The 23,557-nt window shown below is 70.5% G+C and carries 24 protein-coding genes; 19 read left to right on the plus strand and 5 right to left on the minus strand.

Going from position 1 to position 23,557, the window contains the following annotated elements:
• Positions 1–233 precede the first annotated feature (233 nt).
• Both ACWD11_RS10560 and ACWD11_RS10565 read left to right on the plus strand, forming a co-directional pair.
• Positions 234–1,706 (plus strand): DEAD/DEAH box helicase, encoded by a 1,473-nt coding sequence (locus ACWD11_RS10560; RefSeq protein WP_451282743.1) that lies wholly within the window; start codon positions 234–236, stop codon positions 1,704–1,706.
• A gap of 156 nt (positions 1,707–1,862) precedes the next feature.
• Complete coding sequence (locus tag ACWD11_RS10565; protein WP_451282745.1) at positions 1,863–3,218, plus strand: DNA cytosine methyltransferase; 1,356 nt, start codon at positions 1,863–1,865, stop codon at positions 3,216–3,218.
• Here the strand turns inward: ACWD11_RS10565 and ACWD11_RS10570 are convergent.
• Positions 3,144–3,650, minus strand: coding sequence for a very short patch repair endonuclease (locus tag ACWD11_RS10570; protein WP_451282455.1), 507 nt, complete (start codon positions 3,648–3,650; stop codon positions 3,144–3,146). The two genes, ACWD11_RS10565 and ACWD11_RS10570, sit on opposite strands and share 75 nt — an antisense overlap.
• Positions 3,651–3,938: 288 nt before the next feature.
• Here ACWD11_RS10570 and ACWD11_RS10575 point away from each other — a divergent pair, with 288 nt between their 5' ends.
• Positions 3,939–4,460 carry an SRPBCC family protein gene (locus ACWD11_RS10575; RefSeq protein ID WP_451282457.1) on the plus strand — a complete coding sequence of 174 codons (522 nt, stop codon included), beginning with the start codon at positions 3,939–3,941 and terminating at the stop codon, positions 4,458–4,460.
• Here the strand turns inward: ACWD11_RS10575 and ACWD11_RS10580 are convergent.
• Both ACWD11_RS10580 and ACWD11_RS10585 read right to left on the minus strand, forming a co-directional pair.
• Entirely contained in the window at positions 4,445–5,476 is a 1,032-nt protein-coding gene (locus ACWD11_RS10580) for a YecA family protein (RefSeq protein WP_389415786.1), read from the minus strand. The two genes, ACWD11_RS10575 and ACWD11_RS10580, sit on opposite strands and share 16 nt — an antisense overlap.
• A gap of 76 nt (positions 5,477–5,552) precedes the next feature.
• The gene (locus tag ACWD11_RS10585) at positions 5,553–7,025 is read right to left on the minus strand and encodes a beta-1,6-galactanase (RefSeq protein WP_451282459.1); all 1,473 of its coding nucleotides are present in this window, start codon (positions 7,023–7,025) and stop codon (positions 5,553–5,555) included.
• 199 nt (positions 7,026–7,224) lie between these two features.
• On the opposite strand from ACWD11_RS10585, the gene ACWD11_RS10590 reads away from it, so the two are divergent.
• From ACWD11_RS10590 to ACWD11_RS10600, 3 genes are all read left to right on the plus strand, one after another.
• Positions 7,225–7,533: a DUF6412 domain-containing protein gene (locus tag ACWD11_RS10590; RefSeq protein WP_389415788.1), complete on the plus strand. Its 309-nt coding sequence runs from the start codon at positions 7,225–7,227 to the stop codon at positions 7,531–7,533.
• 94 nt (positions 7,534–7,627) lie between these two features.
• Positions 7,628–8,314, plus strand: coding sequence for a YidC/Oxa1 family membrane protein insertase (locus ACWD11_RS10595; protein WP_389415789.1), 687 nt, complete (start codon positions 7,628–7,630; stop codon positions 8,312–8,314).
• A 140-nt stretch (positions 8,315–8,454) separates the two neighbouring features.
• Positions 8,455–9,306, plus strand: coding sequence for a fumarylacetoacetate hydrolase family protein (locus ACWD11_RS10600; protein WP_451282461.1), 852 nt, complete (start codon positions 8,455–8,457; stop codon positions 9,304–9,306).
• Positions 9,307–9,410: 104 nt separating this feature from the next.
• Here ACWD11_RS10600 and ACWD11_RS10605 read toward each other — a convergent pair whose 3' ends face one another.
• Both ACWD11_RS10605 and ACWD11_RS10610 read right to left on the minus strand, forming a co-directional pair.
• Entirely contained in the window at positions 9,411–9,923 is a 513-nt protein-coding gene (locus ACWD11_RS10605) for a heme-degrading domain-containing protein (protein WP_451282463.1), read from the minus strand.
• A complete protein-coding gene (locus tag ACWD11_RS10610; protein WP_389415792.1) occupies positions 9,920–10,987 on the minus strand; it encodes a Gfo/Idh/MocA family oxidoreductase in 1,068 nt (355 codons plus the stop codon). The genes ACWD11_RS10605 and ACWD11_RS10610 overlap by 4 nt, the downstream gene beginning before the upstream one ends.
• Before the next feature lie 56 nt (positions 10,988–11,043).
• On the opposite strand from ACWD11_RS10610, the gene ACWD11_RS10615 reads away from it, so the two are divergent.
• From ACWD11_RS10615 to ACWD11_RS10675, 13 genes are all read left to right on the plus strand, one after another.
• Entirely contained in the window at positions 11,044–12,144 is a 1,101-nt protein-coding gene (locus tag ACWD11_RS10615) for an ROK family transcriptional regulator (protein WP_389415793.1), read from the plus strand.
• Positions 12,145–12,303: 159 nt separating this feature from the next.
• On the plus strand, positions 12,304–13,065 hold the full coding sequence (locus tag ACWD11_RS10620; RefSeq protein ID WP_389415794.1) for a hypothetical protein: 762 nt from the start codon (positions 12,304–12,306) through the stop codon (positions 13,063–13,065).
• Between the two features lie 31 nt (positions 13,066–13,096).
• Positions 13,097–13,852 carry a GntR family transcriptional regulator gene (locus ACWD11_RS10625; protein WP_451282466.1) on the plus strand — a complete coding sequence of 252 codons (756 nt, stop codon included), beginning with the start codon at positions 13,097–13,099 and terminating at the stop codon, positions 13,850–13,852.
• Between the two features lie 142 nt (positions 13,853–13,994).
• Positions 13,995–15,119: a TIGR03364 family FAD-dependent oxidoreductase gene (locus tag ACWD11_RS10630; protein WP_451282468.1), complete on the plus strand. Its 1,125-nt coding sequence runs from the start codon at positions 13,995–13,997 to the stop codon at positions 15,117–15,119.
• Positions 15,120–15,124: 5 nt separating this feature from the next.
• Positions 15,125–15,790 carry a phosphonatase-like hydrolase gene (locus ACWD11_RS10635; protein ID WP_451282470.1) on the plus strand — a complete coding sequence of 222 codons (666 nt, stop codon included), beginning with the start codon at positions 15,125–15,127 and terminating at the stop codon, positions 15,788–15,790.
• Entirely contained in the window at positions 15,787–16,839 is a 1,053-nt protein-coding gene (locus ACWD11_RS10640) for an ABC transporter ATP-binding protein (RefSeq protein WP_451282472.1), read from the plus strand. The genes ACWD11_RS10635 and ACWD11_RS10640 overlap by 4 nt, the downstream gene beginning before the upstream one ends.
• The gene (locus ACWD11_RS10645) at positions 16,832–17,650 is read left to right on the plus strand and encodes a 2-aminoethylphosphonate ABC transporter permease subunit (protein ID WP_389415800.1); all 819 of its coding nucleotides are present in this window, start codon (positions 16,832–16,834) and stop codon (positions 17,648–17,650) included. The genes ACWD11_RS10640 and ACWD11_RS10645 overlap by 8 nt, the downstream gene beginning before the upstream one ends.
• A complete protein-coding gene (locus ACWD11_RS10650) occupies positions 17,637–18,434 on the plus strand; it encodes an ABC transporter permease (RefSeq protein WP_451282474.1) in 798 nt (265 codons plus the stop codon). The genes ACWD11_RS10645 and ACWD11_RS10650 overlap by 14 nt, the downstream gene beginning before the upstream one ends.
• 37 nt (positions 18,435–18,471) lie before the next feature.
• Complete coding sequence (locus ACWD11_RS10655) at positions 18,472–19,527, plus strand: 2-aminoethylphosphonate ABC transporter substrate-binding protein (protein ID WP_451282476.1); 1,056 nt, start codon at positions 18,472–18,474, stop codon at positions 19,525–19,527.
• Between the two features lie 178 nt (positions 19,528–19,705).
• The gene (locus ACWD11_RS10660) at positions 19,706–21,229 is read left to right on the plus strand and encodes an alkaline phosphatase family protein (protein WP_451282477.1); all 1,524 of its coding nucleotides are present in this window, start codon (positions 19,706–19,708) and stop codon (positions 21,227–21,229) included.
• Positions 21,230–21,304: 75 nt separating this feature from the next.
• A complete protein-coding gene (locus ACWD11_RS10665; protein ID WP_250076234.1) occupies positions 21,305–22,084 on the plus strand; it encodes an HAD-IIA family hydrolase in 780 nt (259 codons plus the stop codon).
• Positions 22,085–22,187: 103 nt separating this feature from the next.
• Entirely contained in the window at positions 22,188–22,718 is a 531-nt protein-coding gene (locus ACWD11_RS10670) for a hypothetical protein (RefSeq protein WP_451282479.1), read from the plus strand.
• A gap of 2 nt (positions 22,719–22,720) precedes the next feature.
• The gene (locus tag ACWD11_RS10675; protein ID WP_451282481.1) at positions 22,721–23,386 is read left to right on the plus strand and encodes a class F sortase; all 666 of its coding nucleotides are present in this window, start codon (positions 22,721–22,723) and stop codon (positions 23,384–23,386) included.
• Positions 23,387–23,557 lie beyond the last annotated feature (171 nt).

Genomic DNA, 23,557 nt, shown 5'->3' on the forward strand with positions numbered 1-23,557 from the left:
CCGGCCGGTTCCGAACGGGCGGTCACCAAAGCCTGCTCTCCGCCTCGGTGGCCCTCGACGAACTCCTTGCGAACCTGCCCGCCCTTAATGGCTGGCCCGACCCAGCTGGCGTTGAGTGGGCTCCGGAGCTCCGAAACCTCGTAACTGGTGTGGTCAGGGACGCCAGGCTAGTCGAAGAGCGGTTGGCAGACTCGGCAGCACTCCCGGAGGTGACCGCTGCCGAGGTGCTTAGCATGCTTGGAGACTGGAAGGGGGATTTGAACGCCTTCCAGCGCCGAGATGTCGCAAAGCTCCTCTCGCTCGGCCACGGGGCGAATTTCAGCGTGCCCGGCGCCGGCAAGACCCGTGTCGCGCTTGCCGTGTATGCCGCTCAGCGGGCTAAAGGCACTACTAGCAGGCTGTTGGTCATCTGCCCCAAGTCGGCCTATGAGTCGTGGCGTTACGAGACGGCCATCTGCTTCAGCTATCCGCTGCGCACCCACGTTCTTGACGGCTCGCTGGACGAGTGGGCCGAGGTTCTGATCGTCAACTACGAACGCCTGGACCGCTCGCTGCCTCTTCTCGCGAACTGGTTGAAGTCCGCTCCTTCCATGATCATTCTTGACGAAGCGCACCGGATGAAGCTCGGTGCGCGCGGAACGTATGGCGCCGCATGTATGGCGCTGGGTCCACTCGCGGAACGTCGGCTGATTCTGACCGGCACGCCGGCCCCGAACGGATCGAAGGATCTGGAGAACCTATTGGGTTTCGTCTGGCCCGGCCATGGCCAGCGGGCGGTCACCAGAGCGGTGGCCGGTGGAGACCTTGCCTACGCGAGCACAGTCTTGCGGCCGTTGTTCACTCGGACGACCAAGCATGAGCTGGGCTTGCCGCCTATGACCCTGCGTATGCGGTACGTCGCCATGCCGGACCTGCACGCCGAAATCTACGGTTCTCTCGTGGGCGGAATGACCAGCAGCCTGGCGCGCGACGACCTCAGCGCGCTCGGCAAGACGGCCCTCCGCCTGTTGATGGCGGCGACCAGCCCGGCCCTGTTGCTGGAAGGTGCCACAAAGCACGAGCCGTTGGCGTACCAGCTGCCGCCCCTGGAGATTCCGGTCGGCAGCTCGCTGTATTCGCTGCTGCAGAACCTTCCCGACTATGAGCTGTCCCCGAAATACAAGGAAGCGCTAACGATAGTCGCCGAGAACGCCGCGCAGGGCCGCAAGACGCTGGTCTGGACGACGTTCGTGCGTAGCCTGACAACCTTGGCGCAGATGCTCGAGAAGTACAGCCCGTCTGTTGTGTTTGGCGGCACGCCCGACCGGGAGGAGCAGTTGCGCCGCTTCCGCGAAGACCCGAGCTGCATGGTGCTGATCTCCAACCCCGCCACCCTTGGAGAGGGGATCAGCCTCCATCACGTGTGCCACGACGCGGTCTACGTAGACCGGGACTTCATGGCTGGACGCTACCTGCAGAGCCTCGACCGTATCCACCGCTTGGGCCTTGCCCCGGATACGGAGACGAGGGTCACTGTGATCGCTGCGCGCGGGACGATCGACGAGGTGGTCGAGGTGCGCATGGATCAGAAGCTTGAGTTCATGGGCAAGATTCTTGACGACCCGACGGTCCAGCAGCTGGCTGACTTGGAGGAGGAGCCTTCCGTGGCGGCTGGGCTGGCCCCTGGAGACATCGAAGCTCTGCTGCGGCACATGGGCGCCAGATAGGTTGGAGCAGTGGCTATACCTTGCCCCAGCCCGCTCAAGAGCCAGGCGTGAGGCAGTGGGAGACTCGTGGGTGTCAAGTGCTTGAGGGGCCAGTACGTGATCACGGTCTCTGGGACACTTGGCATCAGTTTTGAGTCCCCTCCTGGAAGGAGCGCTATGAGCGCCAGCGGTCGCGAACGTCCGCAGTTGGCCCGGCCACTGACCTCGCTGGAGATCTGTGCCGGTGCGGGCGGACAAGCCGTTGGACTGCATAACGCGGGGTTTGACCACCTGGCCCTCGTGGAGTGGGACCCCCATGCGGTGAGTACTCTCCGGGCCAACGTGGGCGGCTGGCCAGGTTGGGACAAGGAACACACCGATGCTCTTGAACCCATGGATGTGAAGGATTTCCTTACATCCAGTCTGCGTCAGAACCTGAAGGTCCCTCACGGGCGGCTAGACCTGCTCGCTGGTGGAGTACCGTGTCCGCCCTTCTCGTTGGCAGGGAAGAGGCTGGGTAAAGATGATGAGCGGGACCTTTTCCCCGACGCGCTGAAGATCATCGAAAACTTCAAGCCGAGGGCTGTGATGATCGAAAATGTCCGGGGAATCTTGGAGCCCCCGGAAGTTTTCATCGACTACCGCAGAGATATTCTGAATGAGCTGCGTGATCTCGGCTACGTGGTTCCTGAGATCAAGAAGAGTTGGTCGGCTGTAGAGCAGGACCGTGTTATGCGGAAGGTCTGGAGGCGGATTGACGCGAGCAACTTTGGTGTCCCGCAGCTCCGTCCTAGGGCAATCCTAGTTGTGATTCATAAAGACGAGCTAGATGCATCCGGAGCAGATTTCGTCTGGCCCGCTAAGGTTAGAGGAAAGCAGGCAACAGTAGTGGGCGAGCTTGCTGTCAGCATGGAGAAGCGCTGCCGGAAATACTGGACAAAGAATGTTCATGGGGAGCGGGCAGAGCCGGGTCAGCGGACCGGTAAGGACGTTTTCCAAGATTGGTTGCGGAAGGCTTCCAGAGCGGCCGAGCTAGGCAAAGGTGTTGCTCCGACTCTGGTCGGGGGATCCAGGAAGCATGGCGGCGCTGACCTTGGGCCGACCAGGGCGAAACGGGCGTGGGCGGCATTGGGAGTCGATGGCATGGGCGTTGCCAACGAACCTGATAGATGTGACCCGGAGCGGGATCTTTTCCGCCCGGCTGGTCCCATGTTGACCGTCGAACAGGCAGCCCTTATTCAAGGGTTCCCGCCGGACTGGAAATTCCAAGGCAGGAAGACTGCGCAATACCGGCAAGTCGGGAACGCTTTCCCGCCTCCCGTCGCGGAGGCAATTGGGCGTGCTATCGCTGCCGTGCTTCAGCCGGAGTGCCGCGAGGAGTTGCTTCGTGAGTACGATCTCGACGTTAGTGACTCTGCCTCGATCGCGCCGCAGTTGGAGCAAATGATGCTGCCGGTATCAGGTCGGCCTCGTATCAATAGCGAGTCGGCGGAGGGTGACCGTAGCAGCGATCTTGTCCGCACAGGCGTCTGACGGCTCGTGCTCCCAAAAGCGGAGCACGAGCCAACCGGCTTCTTCAAGGCGTCGGTCGGTATCACGGTCGCGCGTGACATTGCGGACAACCTTCTCTGACCAGTAGCCAGAGTTGGTCTTCGGTGGAACGTAATGCTCTGGGCAGCCATGCCAGTAGCAGCCGTCAATGAAGACTGCCACTTTAATTGGACGGAATACCATGTCTGCTGTCCGGCGGAGACCCGGAAGGGGACGGGCCGCGACTCGATATCGAAGCCCTCGAGCATGGACGAGTCGGCGAATCAGTCTCTCAGGCTTTGTGTCACGGCTCCTGATCGCCTGCATGTTTCGGCGACGGGCTGCAGATGAAGCCCAGGAACCTTCCGGCGCTTCCCACGCGAGATCTTCGGACACACTGCAGAGGGTAGTCGGTGGGCGACCGGCTATGCACATGGAGGACGAGGGCCACTAAAGAGCTTGGCTGCAAGGCGAAGTCTTCCGATGCCGTAGGCCCTCGCTTCCCCCCCGGTGTCAGGTGTCATGCCTCCGTAGCCCCGCCTCAGGGGCTTGCTCTCCCACCGGCGTCGCCTTCGGTGATCGGCCTGTAAGCCGAGCCTGACCGCTCCCATTGTGGAAAGAAGGCGTGCGGATGACCGGGTGCGGCCGCGCGTTCGCGACCCAGCAGCACGTGAGTTTGTTCGCGGCCGGACAAACTGTTGGCCCTGCTGTTTTCATGGACCCATGACCAGTAAGACCGTAGTCGTAGAACGACGTATCGCCGCAGCTCAGGGCCTGGTGTGGGATGCCCTTACCGACCTGCGAGGCATGGAGGACGTCCTCAGTGGCGTCTCCAAGGTCGAGGTTCTCTCCGATGGCCCCTTCGATGTGGGGACCCGGTGGCGGGAGACTCGGCGGATGTTCGGGAAGGACGCCACCGAGGAGATGTGGGTGACCGAGTGCGACCCGCCCGTGCGGTATGTCGTCGCGGCCGAGTCGCACGGGTCCCACTACCTCTCGGAGTGGGTGCTGCGGGCGGACGGGCCGGAGGCGACGACCGTGCGGATGGCGTTCACCGCCGAGGCCCCCGGCCGTGGGGTCGCGGGCATCCTCGCCAAGGTCCTCGGCGGGGTGGGCACTCGCGCCGTCAGCAGGGCCATCGCCAAGGATCTCGAGGACATCGCGTCAGCTGTGGAGGGGCCGGGTCACTCCGGGCCGGGTCACTCCGGGCCGGGTCACTCCGGGCCCGGTCACTCCGCCCCGTGACACCCCCCATACCCCCGCCCCGACCCGCACCAGCACCGCGCCCCCCGCTGCGGCGGCCACGCCACCGCCCGGCCCCTCGCCGCCAGCGTCGTCGCGTACTGCGGGAGCAGCGAGGCGTCGCCCGGCGATGCGCCCTCCGACGCCGCGAACGCCTCGTACGACGGGACCGTCCCCGTCACGATGCCCAGGTTCGGGGTGCCGGAGGAGGCCAGTTCCCGCAGCGAGGCCTCTATGGTCGACAGGTGCGCCTCGTGGGACGGGTACTCCTGCGCCAGCGTCGGGTAGGCCTCCGTCAGTTCCGCCAGCTCTGTGTCCGGCCAGTGCAGCACCGCCACCGGGAAGGGGCGTGACAGCGCCTCCCGGTACGCGCCCAGCTCCGCCCGCAGGCGGCTGATCTCCGCCTCCAGCTCCGCCGGGTTGTTCGAGCCGAGCGACCACACGCGCTTGGGGTCGTGGAGCTCGTCCAGGGAGACCGTGGAGGTGGGAGACGTATGGGTGAGGTGGAGCGTGTCCGCCGTGGTGTCCCAGTCGTCGTGCGGCGCGCCCAGCATGCGGCGCACCCGGTGGCGGCCGTACAGCAGCGGGTGGGTGGAGTAGGGGGGCTCCGGTACGTTCGCCAGGACCAGGCTCACGCCCTCCGTGAACGTCTCCTGCGCCGCCTCCAGCTCGTCGTGCGCCTCCAGCGCCTCCGCCACGATCACCCAGGGCGCCGGGTCGCGGGGCGCGGCCGCGCGGATGCCGTCGATGATCGCCCTGGCCTCGGCCTCATGGCCGTACTCCCACAGGTTCGCGGCCTTCAGGGCCCGCACCAGGTGCGGGTTCTCCAGGGAGGCCGCCGACGACAGCAGGCGGTCGTAGAGCGTGGACGCGGCGGGGCGGTCACCGGCGAGTTCCCGGTGGGCCGCGGCCTGCAGCAGCAGGGCTTCGGCGTCCTCGGGGTACAGGCCGGCGGTCCGCTCCAGGCGTGCCGCTTCGGCAGTGTGGTCGACGTTCTCGGCAGGCGTGTCGGGGCGCATGGGTGACACCGTACTGCGGGGGCCCGGCGAAAGAGAGATAGGTGCAGGCCAGGCCCCCGCGTACAGGCGAGCTTTCCTAGATCGTCACCCCGTCCACATGCAGCGTCTGCACGGCCCCCGGCGCGAACACCGCGCTCACCGACTTTCCGGACACCCGCGTATCGGTGTACGCGCGGTACATGTCCCCGCCTCCCGTCACGGTGTTCCAGCGCGGGACCACGCCTCCCGAGCCGCCCGTCACCGTCGAGAAGCGGGACAGGTCGAAGGTCAGGGTCTGGGCGGTCGTCGCCGTGTTCACCGCCACCAGCACCAGGCGGCGCGCCGTCGCGTCGTACGCCGCCGCCGCGTAGCTCACGCCCGTGTCCAGGATGGTCATGCCGGGGCGGATGTGGCGGCTGAACTGGGCCATCACGTAGTACTTCGGCTGTACGGTCGTCGGCTGCAGCGTGTTCGCGTCGTACGCGATCATCGCCCAGCCCGTCGACGGGTCCATGACCTGCCAGTAGCACCAGGCCGTCGGATGCAGCCAGCGGAAGTCGTAGCAGAGGTTGCGGGCCATGCTCAGGCCCGTGCCGTCGCTGTCGCCGGTCTCCGAGTTCCACAGCTTCTTGCCCGACGTCGTCACCACGTCGGTGTGGAGCAGGTCCCGGCGGCCGCCCGCGCCCTGGTAGCCGTGCACGTTCACCTGTGACACCAGCGCCCTGGTCGACGAGCCGAAACTCGCCCAGGTGCTGCGGGCGGTGTCGTAGTTGGTCTCGTCCGACGCCGAGATGCGTACGGCCGTCAGGCCCCGCTTGTCCAACTCGCTTCTCATGTACGGCAGTACGGCCGCCTGCACCGCCGGGTCGAGGTGGCAGCCCTCCTGGGTGCCGGTGGCGGTCCACCAGGTGGACGCGGGCTCGTTGAAGGGGTCCACCGTCGCGAAGTTCACGCCCCAGTTGGTGCGGGCGTACAGGGCCACGGCCGCCAGGTGGGAGGCGTGCTGACGGTAGTTCCAGGTCTGGAGGTTGTTGCCGCCGTCGGCCGCGCCGGACGGGTTGTGGTTGTAACACATCCACCACATGGGGGAGTTGGCGAACAGCTCGCTCACCGCGCCCCGTTGGGTCGCCTTCACCAGCATCGCCCGCTGCGCCGCGTCCGCCGTCCAGTCCCAGGCCGAGGAGGTGGGGTCCTCGTTGTTCCAGTCCTGCCAGAAGCCCTCGATCTGCTTGAACGCCGGGATGTTGGGCGACTCCACCATCGTCTCGCCGTTGACGGAGTTCCAGCTGCACGCGCCCAGGTTGTAGCGGGCGATGTTGAGGCCGAGGCCGGGGAGCGAGGTGCCGTTGTACGTCACCGACTTGGTGGTGAAGAAGAGGTCGGCGAAGTCGTCCCGGGTGCCGAAGACGTTCCCCCACCAGGCCAGGGAGGTACCCCAGCCCTCCCAGGTGCCGTAGCGCGTGCCCGGGTTGACGGCGATCGTCGCGTCCGCGTGTGCGGTGCCCGTCGCCAGGGTGCTGCCGAGGAGTGCTCCGCCCGTTGCCGCCAGCAGAGTTCTGCGTCGGATCATGGCTTCTCCGCTTCCCGATGCGTCCTGATGCGTTCTGGGATCTGTCCAGTACATGTCACAAGGAAGCATCGGGGGCGTCCAGCAGGTTGTCGAGAGTTGTCACATCCCTTTCTCAAACCACTGTACGAAGTGGCGCACCCGGCATGGGGGTATACCGGCTGGTGGTATAACAAGACGACAACCGGGGAGGGGGAATCCGATGATCAAGCGCTGGTCCGCGTTCCGGCCCGCCGCCGTCCTCCTCACCCTCTTCCTCAGCCTCGTCCTCCTCGACGCCGGCAGCCTCTTCGCGACCGTCGCCCTCGCCGCGACCGCCGCGGCCGGAGCCGCGCTCGCCGTCTGCTCGGTCATCGCCGCGCGCTGCGCGCCCGCCGTGCCGCCCACCCGGGTGCGTACGGCCATCAGGGACCGGAACCGCCGTACGGCCTTCCTCCCGCAACGCGACCCCGACGCCAGGGGACGCACCCGTCCCCGAGCCCCCGGACTCGTCCTCGCGACGACCGCGTAGGGGCACCATCACGGGTCACCTGTAGGCACCCCGCGCGGATCGTCATGCCGATCGCCTCCATCCCGGCACGACGAGACCCCCGGAGGGCTCACCCATGTCCGCTTTCGCCCGCCTTGTCGAGCAGCTCGCCGAGCTGCTCCAGCCGCTCTTCCACGGCTCCGCGGCCGCCGCCGCGATCATCCTGTTCACCGCACTCGTACGGCTGCTGGTGCACCCGCTGTCCCGGGCCGCCGCCCGCGGCCAGAAGGCCCGCGCCGCGCTCCAGCCGCAGCTGGCCGAGCTGCGCCGCAAGCACGGGAAGAACCCCGAGAAGCTGCAACGCGCCGTGCTGGAGCTGCACACCGAGCACCAGGTGTCGCCGCTGGCCGGCTGTCTGCCGAGCCTGCTCCAGGCGCCCGCGTTCTTCCTGCTGTACCACCTCTTCTCCAGCGCGGAGGTCGGAGGCCGGCCCAACGAACTGCTCGGCCACGACCTCTTCACCGCGCCCCTCGGCGACCGCTTCGCCGACGCGGTGAGCGCGGGAGGAGCGGCCGGGCTCGTGTACGTCGGGCTGTTCGCGCTCGTCGCCGCCGTCGCCTTCTTCAACTACCGCCTGTCGAAGGTGACCCTGGCGGACAGCATGCCGCTGGACACCCCGGGTGCGGGCGCGATCAGCAAGGTCATGCCGTTCATCTCCTTCTTCACGCTGATCACCGTGGCCGTCGTACCGCTCGCCGCCGCGCTGTACATCGTGACCAGCTCGACCTGGAGCGCCGTCGAGCGGGCCGTGCTGTACCGCTGACCTACGGGTCTCACCGCTGACCTACGGTCCAGTACGTGAACCGGGTATTGCGGACCGGAACCGGACCTTGGAGGATCGACCAGTCCTCCGATGGCTGCACACATCGGCGGGCACCCCCGCGATCGAGGGAGATTGTGACCATGAAGCTGCTGCGAGTCGGTACGGCGGGAGCGGAGACGCCCGCGCTGCTCGACGCCGACGGGGTTCTGCGGGACCTGTCGGGCGTCGTGCCGGACATCGACGGAGCGCTGCTCGCCGACGACGACGCGCTCGCACGCATCCGGGCCGTGGCCGGTGAGCTGCCGGCGCTGGATGCGGCGGGGCTGCGCATCGGGCCGCCGGTCGGGCGGATCGGCAAGGTCGTGTGCATCGGGCTGAACTACCACGACCACGCCCGGGAGACCGGGGCCGAGCCGCCCGCCGAGCCGGTCATCTTCTTCAAGGCCGCGGACACGGTCGTGGGGCCGAACGACACGGTGCTCGTGCCCCGGAGGTCGGTGAAGACCGACTGGGAGGTCGAGCTGGCCGTCGTCATCGGGCGCACGGCCCGGTACGTCGAGTCCGCGGAGGCGGCGCTCGGACATGTCGCCGGGTACGCCGTGGCGCACGACGTCTCCGAGCGGGAGTTCCAGATCGAGCGGGGCGGGACCTGGGACAAGGGGAAGAACTGCGAGACGTTCAATCCCCTGGGACCGTGGCTCGTCACGGCGGACGAGGTGCCGGATCCGCAGAACCTGTCGCTGAAGCTGTGGGTCAACGGGGAGCTGAAGCAGAACGGGACGACGGCCGAGCAGATCTTCCCGGTGGGGGAAGTCGTGCGGTACGTCAGTCAGTTCATGACGCTCTACCCCGGGGACGTCATCAACACGGGGACGCCGGCGGGGGTGGCCATGGGGCAGCCCGAGCCGAAGCCGTTCCTGCGGGTGGGGGATGTCGTCGAGCTGGAGATCGCGGGGCTCGGGCGGCAGCGGCAGGAGCTGAAGGACGCCTAGTCGCTGGGGCTGCGCGAGCGTCGGCGACCACGGGTCGTCCGTGCGTCGTCCGTGAGTGCTCGCGCAGTTCCCCGCGCCCCTGGGTGCCTTCGGTCACCCCTTGCTCAGGAATTCCCCTTGTTCAGGTACTCCTCCAGCGCCTCCACCACGAACCGGTGGTCCTCCAGCTGCGGCAAGCCGCTCACCGTCACCGCGCCGATGACGCCGACCCCCTCCACCGTGAGGGGGAAGGATCCGCCGTGGGCCGCGTACACGTCCGGGTCCAGGCGGGAGGAGTCCTCGAACGTCGTGCCCTTGGCCCGGGACCGGGCGCCGACCAGGTAGGAGGAGGAGTGGTAGCGCTCCACCACCCGGCGCTTGCGGGCGATCCACGCGTCGTTGTCCGGGGTGGCGCCGGGCAGTGCGGCGTGGAAGAGCTGCTGGCCGGCGCGGTGGATGTCGATCGCGACCGGGGCCTGGCGCTCCCGGGCCATCTCGACCAGGAGCGTGCCCAGCCGCCAGGCGTCATCCGGGGTGAACTCACTGAAGACCAGGCGGCGTTCCTGCGCCTCCAGCTCCTCGACGGTCGGAGTGATCTCCGGGGTGAACTTCGGGGTGATTCCGCTGCTGTGCGTCACAGTGCCACCGCCACTCCGTCGCGGGCCGAACGGCGGGCCGCCTCCAGTACGTCGAGGGCGGCGGCCGCCTCCAGCGCGGTCACCGGGTTGGTGCCGCCCTCGGTAAGGGCCCTGGCCACGGCCGCATAGTACGCGGGGTAATCGCCCGGAAGGGTCGGTTCAGGGCGGCCTCCGCCGGTCAGCGGGGACTCTCCGGAGCCGACCCGGCCCCACAGCGACTCGGGCTCGGTGCCCCAGCCCGCGCCGGGCAGCTCGCCCTCGCGCAGGGCCGCCTCCTGGGGGTCGAGGCCGTACTTGACGTAGCCCGCCCGGGAGCCGAGCACTCGGAAGCGGGGGCCGAGCTGGGCGGTGGTGGCGGAGACGTAGAGGTGGGAGCGGACGCCGCCGGTGTGCGTGATGGCGATGAAGGTGTCGTCATCCGCCTCGGCGCCCGGGCGGCGGACGTCCGACTCGGCGTAGACGGTGGCGGCGGGGCCGAAGAGCAGCAGCGCCTGGTCGACGACGTGGCTGCCGAGGTCGTAGAGGAGACCTCCGATCTCTGCCGGGTCGCCCGACTCGCGCCAGCCGCCCTTGAGTTGGGGGCGCCAGCGCTCGAAGCGGGACTCGAAGCGGTAGACGTCGCCCAGCTCGCCGTCGGCGATGAGCTTGCGCAGGGTGAGGAAGTCGTTGTCCCAGCGGCGGTTCTGGAAGACCGACAGGAGCAGTCCGCGCTCCTCGGCCAGCGCCGCGAGCTTGCGGGCCTCGGTGGCCGTGCCCGCGACCGGCTTGTCCACGACGACCGGGAGGCCGGCCTCCAGGGCGGCGGTGGCGAGCGGGACGTGCGTCTTGTTCGGGGACGCGATGACGATCAGGTCCAGCTCGTCGGCGCGGGCGAACAGCTCGTCGGGGGTCGCGGCGATCCGGACGTCCGGGTGGCCGGCGCGGGCCTGCTCCTGGCGCTCCGGGTTGGCGGTGACGACCGTGTCGAGGACGAGGCCCTCGGTGGCGGTGATCAGCGGGGCGTGGAAGACGGAGCCGGCGAGGCCGTAGCCGATCAGGCCGGTGCGGAGGGGTGTGCCAGTCATGCCGACTACTTTCGCAACGCTGTTGCCAAAGTGCAAGCGGCGGGGAGAATGGGCCCATGAGCAGCAGTGCGAGAAGCGTGACCCTGGGCGTGAACCTGCCGGCGTTGCGCAGCCACAACACCGCGCTCGTGCTGGATCTGCTGCGGACGGCAGGCCCTGAGGGGATCAGCCGGCTGGAGCTGGCGGAGCGGATCGGGCTGACCCCGCAGGCCGTCAGCAAGATCACCGCGCGGCTGCGGGCGGAGGGGCTGGCGGCGGAGGCGGGGCGGCGGGCGTCGACGGGCGGCAAGCCGCGGACCGCGCTGCGGCTGGTGCCGGAGGCCGGGCATGCGGTGGGGGTGCACCTGGACCGGGACGCGCTGCGGGCGGTGCTGGTGGATCTGACCGGGGCGGTGGTGGCGGAGCGGAGCGCTTCGCTGGGGCTGGGGGCCGGTCAGGCGGCGGTGGTGGCGGGGGTGAGCCGGGAGGTGCCGGCGCTGCTGGCCGCCCGGCCGGGGGGCGCCCTGCTCGGGGTCGGCGTCGGGGTGCCCGGGCCGCTGGACCACGTCCGGGGGGTGCTGCACCGGGTCACCGGGTTTCCCGAGTGGGACGGCTTTGCGCTGCGCGAGGCGCTGGAGCGGGAGCTGGGCGCGCCGGTGACGCTGGACAAGGACACGAACGCCGCGGCGCTGGGCCTGGCGGTCGGCGGGGTGGCGGAGTCGTTCGCGTATCTGCACTTCGGGGCCGGGCTCGGGGGTGGGATCGTGCTCGGCGGCGCGGTGCACCGGGGGGCCAGGACCGGGGCGGGGGAGTTCGGGCACCAGGTGGTGCAGCTGGACGGGCCGGTGTGCGGGTGCGGCAACCGGGGCTGCGTGGAGGCGCTGTGCCTGGCAGCCGTGGACCGCGGGGACTTCGAGGAGGCGGCCCGCGTGCTGGGCACCGGCGCCGGGAACCTGGTCGCGCTGCTCGACATCGACGTGGTGCTGCTGGGCGGGCGCACGGTGGCGGCCCGGCCGGAGCACTTCGTACGGGGCGCCGCGGCCGTTCTCGACGAGCGGGGCCGGAGGGTGGGCGAGGACCCGGTACCGGTGCGGATCGCTCCGGGGGAGGGACGGGAGGTCGCGGAGGGCGCGGCCCAGCTGGTGCTGGCGCCGCTGTTCGGGCGGGGGGAGGGGTGAGGGGAGGAGGGGGCTGAGGGGCCGCGGGGGCCGTCTTCCGGATGAGGCCCCGCCCCAGGTCGGCGGACAAGGCCCACAGGGCCGACCGGGTGGGAATCACCCCCTCCCCAGGTGCGGCGCACGCGTGTCGGGCCGGGCGTCCGGCATGGTCATGTGTTCATGCGACTGTTGTTGTCCGCGTCCCTGTTCCTCCCCCTCGCTCTCGTGTCCGCGCCCGGGGTTGCGCACGCCGTCGGACCCGAGAGCGGCTGTGCCGTCTCCGACGGGCGCTCCTTCCCGCTCACCACCCGCATCCACGGCGGTCCCCGCTCCTACCAGGCCGGGGGCGGATACGGCACCTGGTACCTGGAGCTCACCAACAAAACCGGGGCGACCTGCGAGAACGTGCACCCCGTCGTCGTACTCGTGGACGAGAAGCGGGCCCTGACGTCGACCCAGCCCCGGCTGGAGTTCTACGCGGGGAACCAGACCCACCCCGTCCGGTTCGAGACCACCGACGAGGACGAACTCGTCGGAGCCTTCGAGGGGTTCCCCGGCTTCACCGTCGGCCCTCGCGGGACCGTCACCGTGAAGGTGCGGCTCGCCGTCACCTCCGATGCCGTGCCCAACCGCGTCACCGCCAACGCCGCCGTCGTGCAGCGCCACGACGACGACGGGGACTGGGTGGGCCAGTCCAACGACTACCGGTTCGGCATCGACTCCGAACCCGCCCCCGCCACCACCGCCGACCCCGAGCGGTCCCCCGCCCCCCGCCTCCCCTCCGCCGAGGAGCTCGCCGGCACCGGCACCCCTGCCCCCACCCCTGCCCCCTTCGCCGAGGAACTCGCCAGCACCGGCACCCCCGCCGCCGCCGTCACCGCCGCCCTGGCCGTACTGCTCACCGCGGGCGGCACCCTGCTGGTGTTGCGCAGGCGCCGCTGAGCCCGCCGGACCCGTCTGCGACGATCCCTGCGTGGACTACCCGAACGACCAGGCCCCCGGCGCCCCCGTCCGCTCCGGCATCCCCGAACACGGACGCATCCCGAAGTACTACGCGGTGAAGGCGCGCGTCGACCACCTCGTGGCGCAACTCCCCGAGGGCAGCGCCATCCCCACCGAGCGCGATCTCGCCGAGGAGTACGACGTCGCCCGCGAGACCGTGCGCCAGGCGCTGCGCGAGCTGGTGCTGGAGGGCAAGCTGCGGCGGCAGGGGCGCGGAACCGTCGTCGCCGGGCCGAAGCTGGAGCAGCCGCTGTCCCTGGCCAGCTACACCGAGGGTGTACGGCGGCAGGGGCGCACCCCCGGCCGTACCCTCGTCACCCTCGACCGCTTCCCCTGCCCGGACCCCCTGGCCGCCGAAACCGGGCTCACCCGGGGCGAGGCCGTCTGGCACCTGGAGCGGGTGCTGCTCGCCGACGACGAGCGGGTCGGCCTGGAGAGCACCTACGTGGCCGTGGCCCGGGTGCCCCGCCTGGACGCCGACTTCGACCCGGACTCCTCCTTCTACGCCTACCTCCACTCCCAGGACATCGCCTTCGGCGACGCCGACGAGCGCATCGAGACCGTGCTCGCCACCCCACGCGAGGCCCTGCTCATCGGCACCCCGCCGGCGCTGCCGATGCTCCTGATCCACCGGGTCTCACGGGACACCTCCGGAGCGCCCCTGGAGCGCGTACGGACCCTCTACCGCGGCGACCGCTTCTCCTTCAGCGCCCATCTCGGCGGCTGAAAATCGATCCTCCGATCCCTTTCTCCATAGACAAGAAGCATCACGAATACATAACGGGTCTAGCCCAAACTTGATGGCTCGTTCACGCTCCCGTTGGGAGCCGGACCCTTCCGGTTCCCCGAGTCCGAGGAGCGTTGCCGTCGTGAGAGTGACAGTCGTCGGAGCCGGCGTGGTGGGCACCATGCACGCCTGGCAAGCAGTGGAACGCGGCCACGAGGTCGTACAGATCGAGCGCGAGGCGGAGGCTCGCGGCGCCTCGCTGCGCAATTTCGGCCAGATCTGGGTCAGTGGCCGCGCGGTGGGGGAGGAGCTGGACACCGCCCTCAGGGCGCGGGAGCTGTGGGAGGAGATCGGCGCCCGGGTGCCGAGGCTGGGCTTCCGGGCCAACGGCTCCCTCACCCCGGTCCGCGGCGACCTCGAACTCGCCGTCGCCGAGGCCGCCGTAGCCCGCCAGGACGCCGCGGCGCGGGGCCGCGAGCTGCTCACCCCGGCCGAGGCACGCGCCCTCAACCCCGCCCTGCGCGGCGAGTTCACCGCCGCCCTGTACTGCGAGCGGGACGCGGCCGTGGAACCGCGCACGGCTCAGCTCGCCCTGCGCGAAGAGCTGCTGAAGTCGCCGCGCTACACCTTCCTGCCCGGCCGCGAGGTCCGCGAGGTCATCGGCACCGGTGCCGTCCGCGACGACCACGGCGACGTCCACGGCGGTGACGTCGTCCTGCTGTGCACCGGCGCCTGGCTCGGCGGCCTGGTCCGCGAGCTGGCCGGGCCCGAGCTGCCGGTGCGCCGGGTCCGCCTGCAGATGATGCAGACCGACCCGCTGGGCGAACCGCTCGCCACCTCGGTCGCCGACGCCGACAGCTTCCGCTACTACCCGGCCTACCGCGGCGACGCCCTGGATGCCCTCGCCTCCGGGCAGCCGCAGAGCGAGACCGCCGAGCGGCACCGGATGCAGCTGCTCATGGTCCAGCGCGCCGACGGCGGACTGACCATCGGCGACACCCACGAGTACGAGCACCCGTTCGCCTTCGACACCCTCGAAGACCCCTACGACCACCTCGTCGAGGTCGTCGAATCCTTCCTCGGACGCCCGCTGCCGAAGATCCGCCGCCGCTGGGCGGGCGTGTACGCGCAGTGCACCGACCCCTCCCGGGTGGTGCACCGGCAACAGGTGCGCGACGGGGTGTGGCTGGTCACCGGGCCCGGCGGGCGCGGCATGACCTGCTCGCCCGCGATAGCCGAGACCACCGCGAACGAACTGGGCTGGTGAGGGACATGACCGAAGACATCCGACTCGTCGTCCTCGACATGGCCGGCACCACCGTCGCCGACGGCGGCCTCGTGGAGCAGGCGTTCACAGAGGCGGCCCGGCACCTCGGTGCCGAACCCGCGTCGATGCTGGACCACGTCCGCGCCACCATGGGCGAGTCCAAGATCTCCGTCTTCCGGCATCTGTTCGGGGAGGAGGCGAAGGCCCAGCAGGCCAACCAGGCCTTCGAGGAAGCGTACGCCCGGCTCGTCGGCGCCGGCCGGATCGCGCCGGTCCCCGGGGCGCGCGAGGCCATCGAGGAACTCACCGCCCAGGGCCGTACCGTCGTGCTGACCACCGGCTTCGCCCGCACCACCCAGGACGCCATCCTGGCCGCGCTCGGCTGGCAGGACCTGGTCCCGCTGACGCTGTGCCCGGCCGACGCCGGGGGCCGCGGACGGCCGTACCCGGACATGGTCCTCACCGCCTTCCTCCGCACGGCCGCCGCGGACAGCGTCCGGCAGGTCGCGGTCGTCGGCGACACCTCCTACGACATGCTCAGCGGCGTCCGCTCGGGCGCGGGCCTGGTCGCGGGCGTCCTGACCGGCGCCCATGACGCGGACGCGCTCACGGCGGCCGGCGCGGGCCGGGTCCTGGACTCCGTCGCGCAGCTTCCGGGAACGCTCGCATGAGCAGCGGCATCCGTTTCGACGGCGTCACCGTCTCCTACGACGGCCAGGTCGTCCTCGACGCCCTCGACCTCACCGTCGCCCCCGGCGAGGTCATGGCGCTGCTCGGGCCGTCCGGATCCGGCAAGACCACCGCGCTGCGGGCGGTCGCCGGGTTCGTGCGGCCCGCCGCCGGGCGGGTCTTCCTCGGGGACCGTGACGTCACCGGGCTGCCCCCGCACCGGCGGGGCATCGGGATGGTCGTCCAGCAGTACGCCCTCTTCCCGCACATGCGGGTCGAGGACAACGTGGCCTTCGGACTGAAGGCCCGCAAGGTGGCCCGGGACGAGATCCGCGCCCGGGTCGCCGAGGCCCTGGAGCTGACCGGCATGGCGGCCTACGCCCGCCGCTACCCCCGCGAGCTCTCCGGCGGCCAGCAGCAGCGCGTCGCCATCGCGCGGGCCCTCGCCATCCGGCCCGGAGTGCTGCTGCTGGACGAACCCCTGTCCGCCCTCGACGCCCGGCTGCGCTCCGGCATGCTCGCCGAACTGGCCCGCCTGCACCGGGAGCTGCCGGACGTCTCGATCCTGTACGTCACCCACGACCAGGTCGAGGCGCTCACCCTGGCCGACCGGATCGCGGTGATGGACTCGGCCCGCCTCCAGGCCTGCGGCACCCCCCGGGAGCTGTACCGCGCCCCGGCCAACGAGTTCACCGCGTCCTTCGTGGGCAACGCCAACCTGCTCCCGGTCACCGTGGGTCCGGGCGGCGTGACCTTCGCCGGCACCGAACTGAAGGTCGACACCACGGGCGTCGCGCGGGGCGCGCGGGCCACCCTGTGCGTACGGCCGCACCTGATCAGCGTCGGCGACGGCCCCAACCGCCTGACCGGGACGGTACGGGAGATCCAGTGGCGGGGCGCCACCCACCGGCTGTACGTCGAGACCGACGGCCACCGGGTCATGGCGGACCTGCGGGAACTGAGGAACCCGCCCGCCCTCGGCGACACGGTGAGCCTGCACTTCTCCCCGGAGGACGCGGTACTGCTGGCCGCCGGAGTCGGCGATGACTAGACGGCTCCTGTGGGCCCTCCCGCCCGTCGCCCTCCTCGCCCTGTTCTTCCTCTATCCCCTCGCCCTCGTCGTCGAGCAGTCGCTGAAGCCGGACACCGGGGGTACGTCCCTCCAGCCGTACGCCGACGTCTTCGCCTCCGAGGCGTTCCGCGAGGCGCTCTGGACCACCGTGTGGCTGGCGCTCGCCGCCACCGCCGGATGCCTGGTCCTCGGTTTCGCCCTGGCGCTGGTCATCGCCTTCGTGCCCTTCCCCGGCGCACGGGCGGTGGCCCGGTTCATCGACGTCTTCCTCTCCTTCCCGTCCTTCCTGATCACGCTCGCCCTGCTGTTCGTGTACGGCACGGTCGGCATGGCCAACGGACTGTGGACGGACGTCACCGGGGCCGCCGACGGGCCCTTCCAGTTCCTCACCACACCCTGGGGCGTCCTGCTCGCCGAGATCACCTACTTCACGCCGTTCGTGATGCGGCCCCTGCTCGCGGCCTTCGCCCAGCTCGACACCGCGCAGCTGGAGGCGGCCGGTTCACTGGGCGCCCGGGCGCCGAGGATCATCCGTCGGATCATCCTGCCCGAGGCGCTGCCCGCCCTCGCGGCCGGCGGCAGCCTGGTCCTCGTCCTGTGCCTCAACGAGTTCGGCATCGTGCTCTTCACCGGCGCCAAGGGCGTCACCACGCTGCCCACCCTCGTCTACAGCAAGGCGATCCTGGAGTCCGACTACCCGGGCGCCTGCGTGGTCGCCGTCGTCAACGTCCTGATCTCCGTGGGCCTGTACGGCCTGTACCGGGTGGTGAGCCGTCGTGCTGGTGCATAGCCGCGGGGCCAAGTGGACCGTATGGGCCCTCTTCCTCCTGCTGTTCCTGCCCCTGTTCGCGCTGCCGCTGCTGGTGGTCCTCGGCGCCTCCTTCGCCACCCACTGGTCCAGCGTGCTGCCGTCCGGCTTCACCACCGAGCACTACGCGGCCGCCACCCGCGGCGAGGCCCTTCAGGCGCTCACCACCAGCCTGGTCACCGCGGCCGGCGCGAGCCTGCTCGCCCTCGCCACCGGGACCTGGGCAGCCCTCACCGCCCAGGCCCTCGGCAGGCGCGGACGGCGGGTGCTCGACGCGCTGTTCGTGCTCCCGCTCGCGGTGCCCTCCGTGGTCGTCGGGCTCGCCGTGCTGGTCGCCTTCTCGCAGCCGCCGATGCTGCTCAACGGCACCCGGTGGATCGTGATCGTCGCGCACACCGTGCTGGTCACCGCCTTCGCCCACCAGTCGGTGTCCGCCGCGCTGACCCGCCTCGACCCCGCCTACGAGCAGGCCGCCGCCTCGCTCGGAGCGCGCCCCTCCGCCGTGCTGTGGCGGGTGAAGCTGCCCCTGCTGCTGCCCTCCCTGTCCGCCGCGGCCGGCCTCTGCTTCGCCCTGTCCATGGGCGAACTGAGCGCCACGATGATGCTCTACCCGCCCGACTGGACCCCGCTTCCGGTCCTGATCTACGCGGCCACCGACCGCGGTGCCCTGTTCACCGGGTCCGCGATCGCCGTGGTCCTGATGACCGCGACGCTGCTCGTGCTGTTCGCCGTCTCCCGCGTGCGCACCAAAGCCTCCTACCGCTGACCGACACCCCCCTTACCTGTTGGGAGTTCACCTCGCCATGCCCAGAAACCGCAGCACGCTCGCCGTAGCGCTCGCGCTGGTCGCCACCCCGGCGCTGTCCGCCTGCGGCGGCAGCTCCGCCGCCTCCGACGAGAAGGTCGTCACCGTCTACAGCGCGGACGGCCTCAAGGGGGAGAACGGCGACGGCTGGTACGACCGGATCTTCGCGGACTTCGAGAAGGAGACCGGGATCACGGTCGAGTACGTCGAGGGCGGCTCCGGCGAGATGGTGCAGCGCGCCGTCCGCGAGAAGAGCAACCCGCAGGCCGACGTCCTCGTCACCCTGCCGCCGTTCATCCAGCAGGCCGACGGCAAGGGGCTGCTGCAGACGTACGTCCCCAAGGGCGCCGACCAGGTGAGCGGCGCCGACAAGTCCGCCGACGGGACGTGGACCTCCGTCGTCAACAACTACTTCGGGTTCATCTACAACACGAAGGAACTGGCGCAGGCCCCCACCACGTGGGAGGAGCTGCTGGACCCCAAGTACAAGAACAAGCTCCAGTACTCCACCCCGGGCGTGGCCGGTGACGGAACCGCCGTCCTCATCAAGGCGATGCACGACTTCGGCGGCGAGGAGGCCGCGCTGGAGTACCTCGGCGAGCTGCAGTCCAACAACGTCGGCCCGTCCGCCTCCACCGGCAAGCTCGCACCCAAGGTCGACAAGGGCGAGCTGCTGGTCGCCAACGGCGATGTGCAGATGAACTACGCCCAGTCCAAGGACATGCCCAACCTCGGGATCTGGTTCCCCGCGCGGGAGGGCGGCAGGCCGACGACGTTCGCGCTGCCGTACGCCGCCGGTCTGGTGACGGACGCCCCCCATACGGAGAACGGCAGGAAGCTTCTCGACTACATGCTCAGCCGGACGGCACAGCAGCAGGTCAGCGAGATCGGCGGCGGCTTCACCGCCCGCCAGGACATCGAGGCGGCCGACGCCGACGCGATCGCCCTGACGAACATCGTCAAGGACGTCGAGATCTTCGAGCCGGACTGGGACGCCATCGAGAAGAACCTCACCGAGCACGTCGACAACTGGAAGTCGGCAACCGGCAGCTGAGAGCCGTCCGGCGGCGCCCCTGCCCGCGTAGCTGCGGGCAGTCGTGCCGCTGGGGCGGCACGGGTGGGCGCGGCGGCACCCCGCAAGCGCGGGCGAACGCACCCACCCCACGGCACCCCGACCCCCGGTCACCCGGCACCAACGGCACCTCCACCCCCGTTCGACCCCGGAGCCTCCCATGACGTCACACCCGACCCGCCGCACCGTGCTCACCGCCACCGCGACCACCGCCGCGGCCCTCGCCCTCGGGGCCGCCCCCGCGCACGCCGTCCCGGTGCTGCCCAACGGCACCAGCAAGGACAAGATCCTCGTCATCGGCATGGACGGTCTGCGCCACGACCGGATCGCCGCCGCCGACGCCCCGCACCTGAAGGCCATGATGAGCGAGGGCACCTTCGGCACCTCGCTGCTCTACGCCAACCCCATGGCCGCCACCTCCTCCGGCCCCGGCTGGTCGACCATCGCCACCGGCGTCTGGCCCGACAAGCACGGAGTCAAGGACAACACCTTCACCGGCAAGAAGTACGGCCAGTACCCCGGCTTCCTCGCCCGCCTCGCCCAGCTCCGGCCCGAGCTGTCCACCTACGCCGCCGTCGACTGGAAGCCCCTCGACACCCAGGGCACCGTCACCCCCGGCGCCGACGCCAAGCTCGTCCTCGACGGCGACGCCGACGGATACACCGGCCACGACGCCACCATCGCCGCCGAGGCCGAGGCCCTCCTGCGCGACCAGAACCCCGACGTCCTCTTCGTCTACTTCGGCCAGTCCGACATCGTCGGCCACAACTCCGGCGCCGGCAGCCAGGCGTACCTGGACCAGATCGCCGTACAGGACGCCTACCTCGGCAGACTCCGCGCCGCGATCAAGGCCAGGCCCAGCCACTCCACCGAGCGCTGGACCGTCATCGTCACCACCGACCACGGCCACCTGGACGCCGGCGGCCACGGCGGCTCCGCCATCGAGGAGCGCCGCACCTTCGTCCTGGCCACCGGCCCCGGTATCGCGGCCGGGGCCCGCCCCCTGGACACCCGGCTCGTGGACGTCGTCCCCACCGTGTTCCAGCAGCTCGGCATCCCCGTCGACCCCTCCTGGGGCCTGGACGGCAAGCCGATCCAGGAACGCTCCACCGACCCCTTCGACGCGCTCCCCCTGTCCGCCCGCACCGACGAGACGGGCATCCCCCAGAGCGTCCTCGGCTACACCCGCACCCCGCCCAGCGGCTGGTCCGTCATCAACAGCGCCATGGGCACCGGCGGGATCACCGAGTGGCGCGGCTGGTCCTTCGCCACCGACGAGTTCTGGTCCCGCACCCAGCGCGACCAGTCCCGGGAGCTCAACGTCCGCGCCCGCGGCGTCTTCGCCGTCGCCGACTCCGACGAATGGGCGGACAAGACCTTCTCCGGCACCTTCGACAGCACCCTGGTGACGCCCGCCCACAACGTCACCGGCAAGAGCACGGTGCGCCTGGACTTCGTCACCTTCTACCGTCAGGAAGGCGCCCAGACCGCCCAGATCCTCGCCTCCTTCAACGGCGGCACCCCCACCGCCGTCAGGAGCTACACCTCCGACGTCGTCTCCCAGCCGCAGTCCCTGTCCGTACCGGTCCCGGCCGGAGCCACCACCGTGAGCTTCCGCTTCCGCTACACCGGATCCAACAACTGGTACTGGGTGATCGACGGGGTCAAGGTCAGCACTTCCTGATTAGGCTGAGGGCGTCGGTACGCCGTGGTTCCGGCGCCCTCCGCTCATCCCGTACGTACGCCAGGAGTTCCGCACATGGCAGACCGCAAGCCCATCGAGTCATGGCTCACCGACATGGACGGGGTGCTGATCCACGAGGGCGTACCGATCCCCGGCGCCGACGCCTTCCTGAAGAAGCTGCGCGAGTCCGGCAAGCCCTTCCTGGTGCTGACCAACAACTCCATGTACACCCCGCGCGACCTGCACGCCCGGCTGCGCCGCATGGGCCTGGAGGTGCCGATCGAGTCCATCTGGACCTCGGCGCTGGCCACCGCCCAGTTCCTGGACGACCAGCGGCCCGGCGGCTCCGCGTACGTCATCGGCGAGGCGGGCCTGACCACGGCACTGCACGACATCGGCTACATCCTCACCGACCACGAGCCGGACTACGTCGTCCTGGGGGAGACCCGGACGTACTCCTTCGAGGCCATGACCAAGGCGGTCCGTCTGATCAACGGCGGCGCCCGGTTCATCTGCACCAACCCCGACGAGACGGGTCCGTCCACCGAGGGCCCGCTGCCCGCGACCGGCGCCGTGGCCGCCCTGATCACCAAGGCGACCGGCAAGCAGCCCTACTTCGCGGGCAAGCCGAACCCCCTGATGATGCGCACCGGCCTGAACGCCATCGGCGCCCACTCCGAGTCCAGCGCCATGATCGGCGACCGGATGGACACCGACGTGCTGGCCGGCATCGAGGCCGGGATGCAGACGTTCCTGGTGCTGACCGGGCTGACCGGGACCGCGCAGGTGGAGAACTTCCCGTACCGCCCCTCCCAGGTCGTCGACTCCATCGCGGACCTGGTCGACCGGATCTGAAACCCGCTTCCGCCCGAATACGACCCGTTCGGAGCAGCCGGACCCCCCTGAGGATGCGGGGTCCGGCACCCAGGGGGACTCTCCAGGTATCTGGAGGTTCACGATGGGCACATTCAAAGTCACTCTCTGTGCGGCTACCGCGGTGGTCGCCGCGGCGCTCACCCCGGCGGCGTACGCGGCGGACGGAGGTGGCATCTCGGTGAATCCGGCCTCTCCCGTCCCGGGCGCCGAGGTCGCGCTGCGGATGACGGGCTGCGCCGAACGGACGGCGAGCGCCTTCTCGGCCGCGTTCGTCACCGACGTCAAGCTGGCCGTCACCGGCTCCGAGGGCGTCCTCGTCGGCGAGAGCCGCATCCGGTCCTCGCTGCGGGTCGGCTCCTACGACATCACCGTCACCTGCGGGGGCGCCCGGCACACGGTCGAGCTCCCGGTGGGGAACACGCCCAAGGCGCCCGCCTCCCCGATCGCCCCCGTCAAGGCGGGCGGCGGCGGTGCGGCGGTCCAGGTCGCCGCCGGGGAGACCGGGACGGCCGGACCGGGCATCGGCCACGCGGTGACCGGCCTCGTCCTCGCCTCGGTCGCGGCGACGGCCGTGGCGCTCAGAAGCGCCCGCCGGAGCCGCGGGACGGACTGACCATGTCCGACGAACACCGCTCCCGGCTCTCCGGCCGGCTGCTGACGGGCCTGGCCTGGGCCGTGCTGCTGCTCGGGCTGTGGCTGTGGGGACGGGACGTCACCGACGTACGGCACGGGGCGTCCGCGCCCACCACCGGCGACATGGCCGCGGTCGGCCGCCCACCCGACGTCGACCTGCCGCCCCCCGCCGGACCGCTGGGCCCGGCGCATCCCCAGCGCCTGGACATACCCGGCCTCGGCGTGCAGGCACCCGTGGTCGCCCGCGGCCTGGATCCGCAGGGCGCCGTCGACCCGCCGCCCTTCGAGCAGCCCGGCGTCGTCGGCTGGTACGCGGCCGGCGCGGCACCCGGCGCCCGCGGGACGGCCCTGATGGTGGGGCACGTGGACACCGAGACCCGGCCCGCCGTCTTCTACAAGATCAGCGCGCTCAAGCCCGGCGCGACGGTCCGGGTCATCCGCGACGACGGGCGGGTCGCCGAGTTCACCGTCGACGACGTCCAGGTCGTCACCCGTGAGCTCTTCGACGCCCGCCAGGCCTACGGGCCCCGCGACCCCAGCCGCGCCGAACTCCGGCTCATCACCTGTGGCGGCACCTTCGACCGGGCGAGCCGCAGCTACACGGCGAACGTGGTGGTGTCGGCGTATCTCACGGGCACGGGCCTGTGACGCGCACCCGGCCCGGTCGACGACCCGCTCCCCGGGAAGCCGCCGACCGGGCTGGTCCTCGACCGCGCACGCTCGGGCTGCGGGAGAAACCCGAAGGCAGCGCGGGAGGCTCGAAGGGTCATGAGAGGGAGGCGCCAGGCCGGGCGGGGGCCGGGGCCGTCCGGTACGACT

Source organism: Streptomyces sp. NPDC002776 (genome assembly GCF_053592195.1).

Excerpts from the sequence above, each read along its gene's own strand:
- ACWD11_RS10610 (WP_389415792.1), bottom strand. The coding sequence starts at position 10,987 with ATGACTGGCACACCCCTCCGCACCGGCCTGATCGGCTACGGCCTCGCC.
- ACWD11_RS10615 (WP_389415793.1), top strand. The coding sequence starts at position 11,044 with ATGAGCAGCAGTGCGAGAAGCGTGACCCTGGGCGTGAACCTGCCGGCG.
- ACWD11_RS10570 (WP_451282455.1), bottom strand. The coding sequence starts at position 3,650 with ATGTGCATAGCCGGTCGCCCACCGACTACCCTCTGCAGTGTGTCCGAA.
- ACWD11_RS10580 (WP_389415786.1), bottom strand. The coding sequence starts at position 5,476 with ATGCGCCCCGACACGCCTGCCGAGAACGTCGACCACACTGCCGAAGCG.
- ACWD11_RS10635 (WP_451282470.1), top strand. The coding sequence starts at position 15,125 with ATGACCGAAGACATCCGACTCGTCGTCCTCGACATGGCCGGCACCACC.
- ACWD11_RS10655 (WP_451282476.1), top strand. The coding sequence starts at position 18,472 with ATGCCCAGAAACCGCAGCACGCTCGCCGTAGCGCTCGCGCTGGTCGCC.
- ACWD11_RS10560 (WP_451282743.1), top strand. The coding sequence starts at position 234 with ATGCTTGGAGACTGGAAGGGGGATTTGAACGCCTTCCAGCGCCGAGAT.
- ACWD11_RS10585 (WP_451282459.1), bottom strand. The coding sequence starts at position 7,025 with ATGATCCGACGCAGAACTCTGCTGGCGGCAACGGGCGGAGCACTCCTC.
- ACWD11_RS10640 (WP_451282472.1), top strand. The coding sequence starts at position 15,787 with ATGAGCAGCGGCATCCGTTTCGACGGCGTCACCGTCTCCTACGACGGC.
- ACWD11_RS10675 (WP_451282481.1), top strand. The coding sequence starts at position 22,721 with ATGTCCGACGAACACCGCTCCCGGCTCTCCGGCCGGCTGCTGACGGGC.
- ACWD11_RS10590 (WP_389415788.1), top strand. The coding sequence starts at position 7,225 with ATGATCAAGCGCTGGTCCGCGTTCCGGCCCGCCGCCGTCCTCCTCACC.
- ACWD11_RS10600 (WP_451282461.1), top strand. The coding sequence starts at position 8,455 with ATGAAGCTGCTGCGAGTCGGTACGGCGGGAGCGGAGACGCCCGCGCTG.
- ACWD11_RS10645 (WP_389415800.1), top strand. The coding sequence starts at position 16,832 with ATGACTAGACGGCTCCTGTGGGCCCTCCCGCCCGTCGCCCTCCTCGCC.
- ACWD11_RS10665 (WP_250076234.1), top strand. The coding sequence starts at position 21,305 with ATGGCAGACCGCAAGCCCATCGAGTCATGGCTCACCGACATGGACGGG.
- ACWD11_RS10620 (WP_389415794.1), top strand. The coding sequence starts at position 12,304 with ATGCGACTGTTGTTGTCCGCGTCCCTGTTCCTCCCCCTCGCTCTCGTG.
- ACWD11_RS10670 (WP_451282479.1), top strand. The coding sequence starts at position 22,188 with ATGGGCACATTCAAAGTCACTCTCTGTGCGGCTACCGCGGTGGTCGCC.
- ACWD11_RS10595 (WP_389415789.1), top strand. The coding sequence starts at position 7,628 with ATGTCCGCTTTCGCCCGCCTTGTCGAGCAGCTCGCCGAGCTGCTCCAG.
- ACWD11_RS10575 (WP_451282457.1), top strand. The coding sequence starts at position 3,939 with ATGACCAGTAAGACCGTAGTCGTAGAACGACGTATCGCCGCAGCTCAG.
- ACWD11_RS10660 (WP_451282477.1), top strand. The coding sequence starts at position 19,706 with ATGACGTCACACCCGACCCGCCGCACCGTGCTCACCGCCACCGCGACC.
- ACWD11_RS10565 (WP_451282745.1), top strand. The coding sequence starts at position 1,863 with ATGAGCGCCAGCGGTCGCGAACGTCCGCAGTTGGCCCGGCCACTGACC.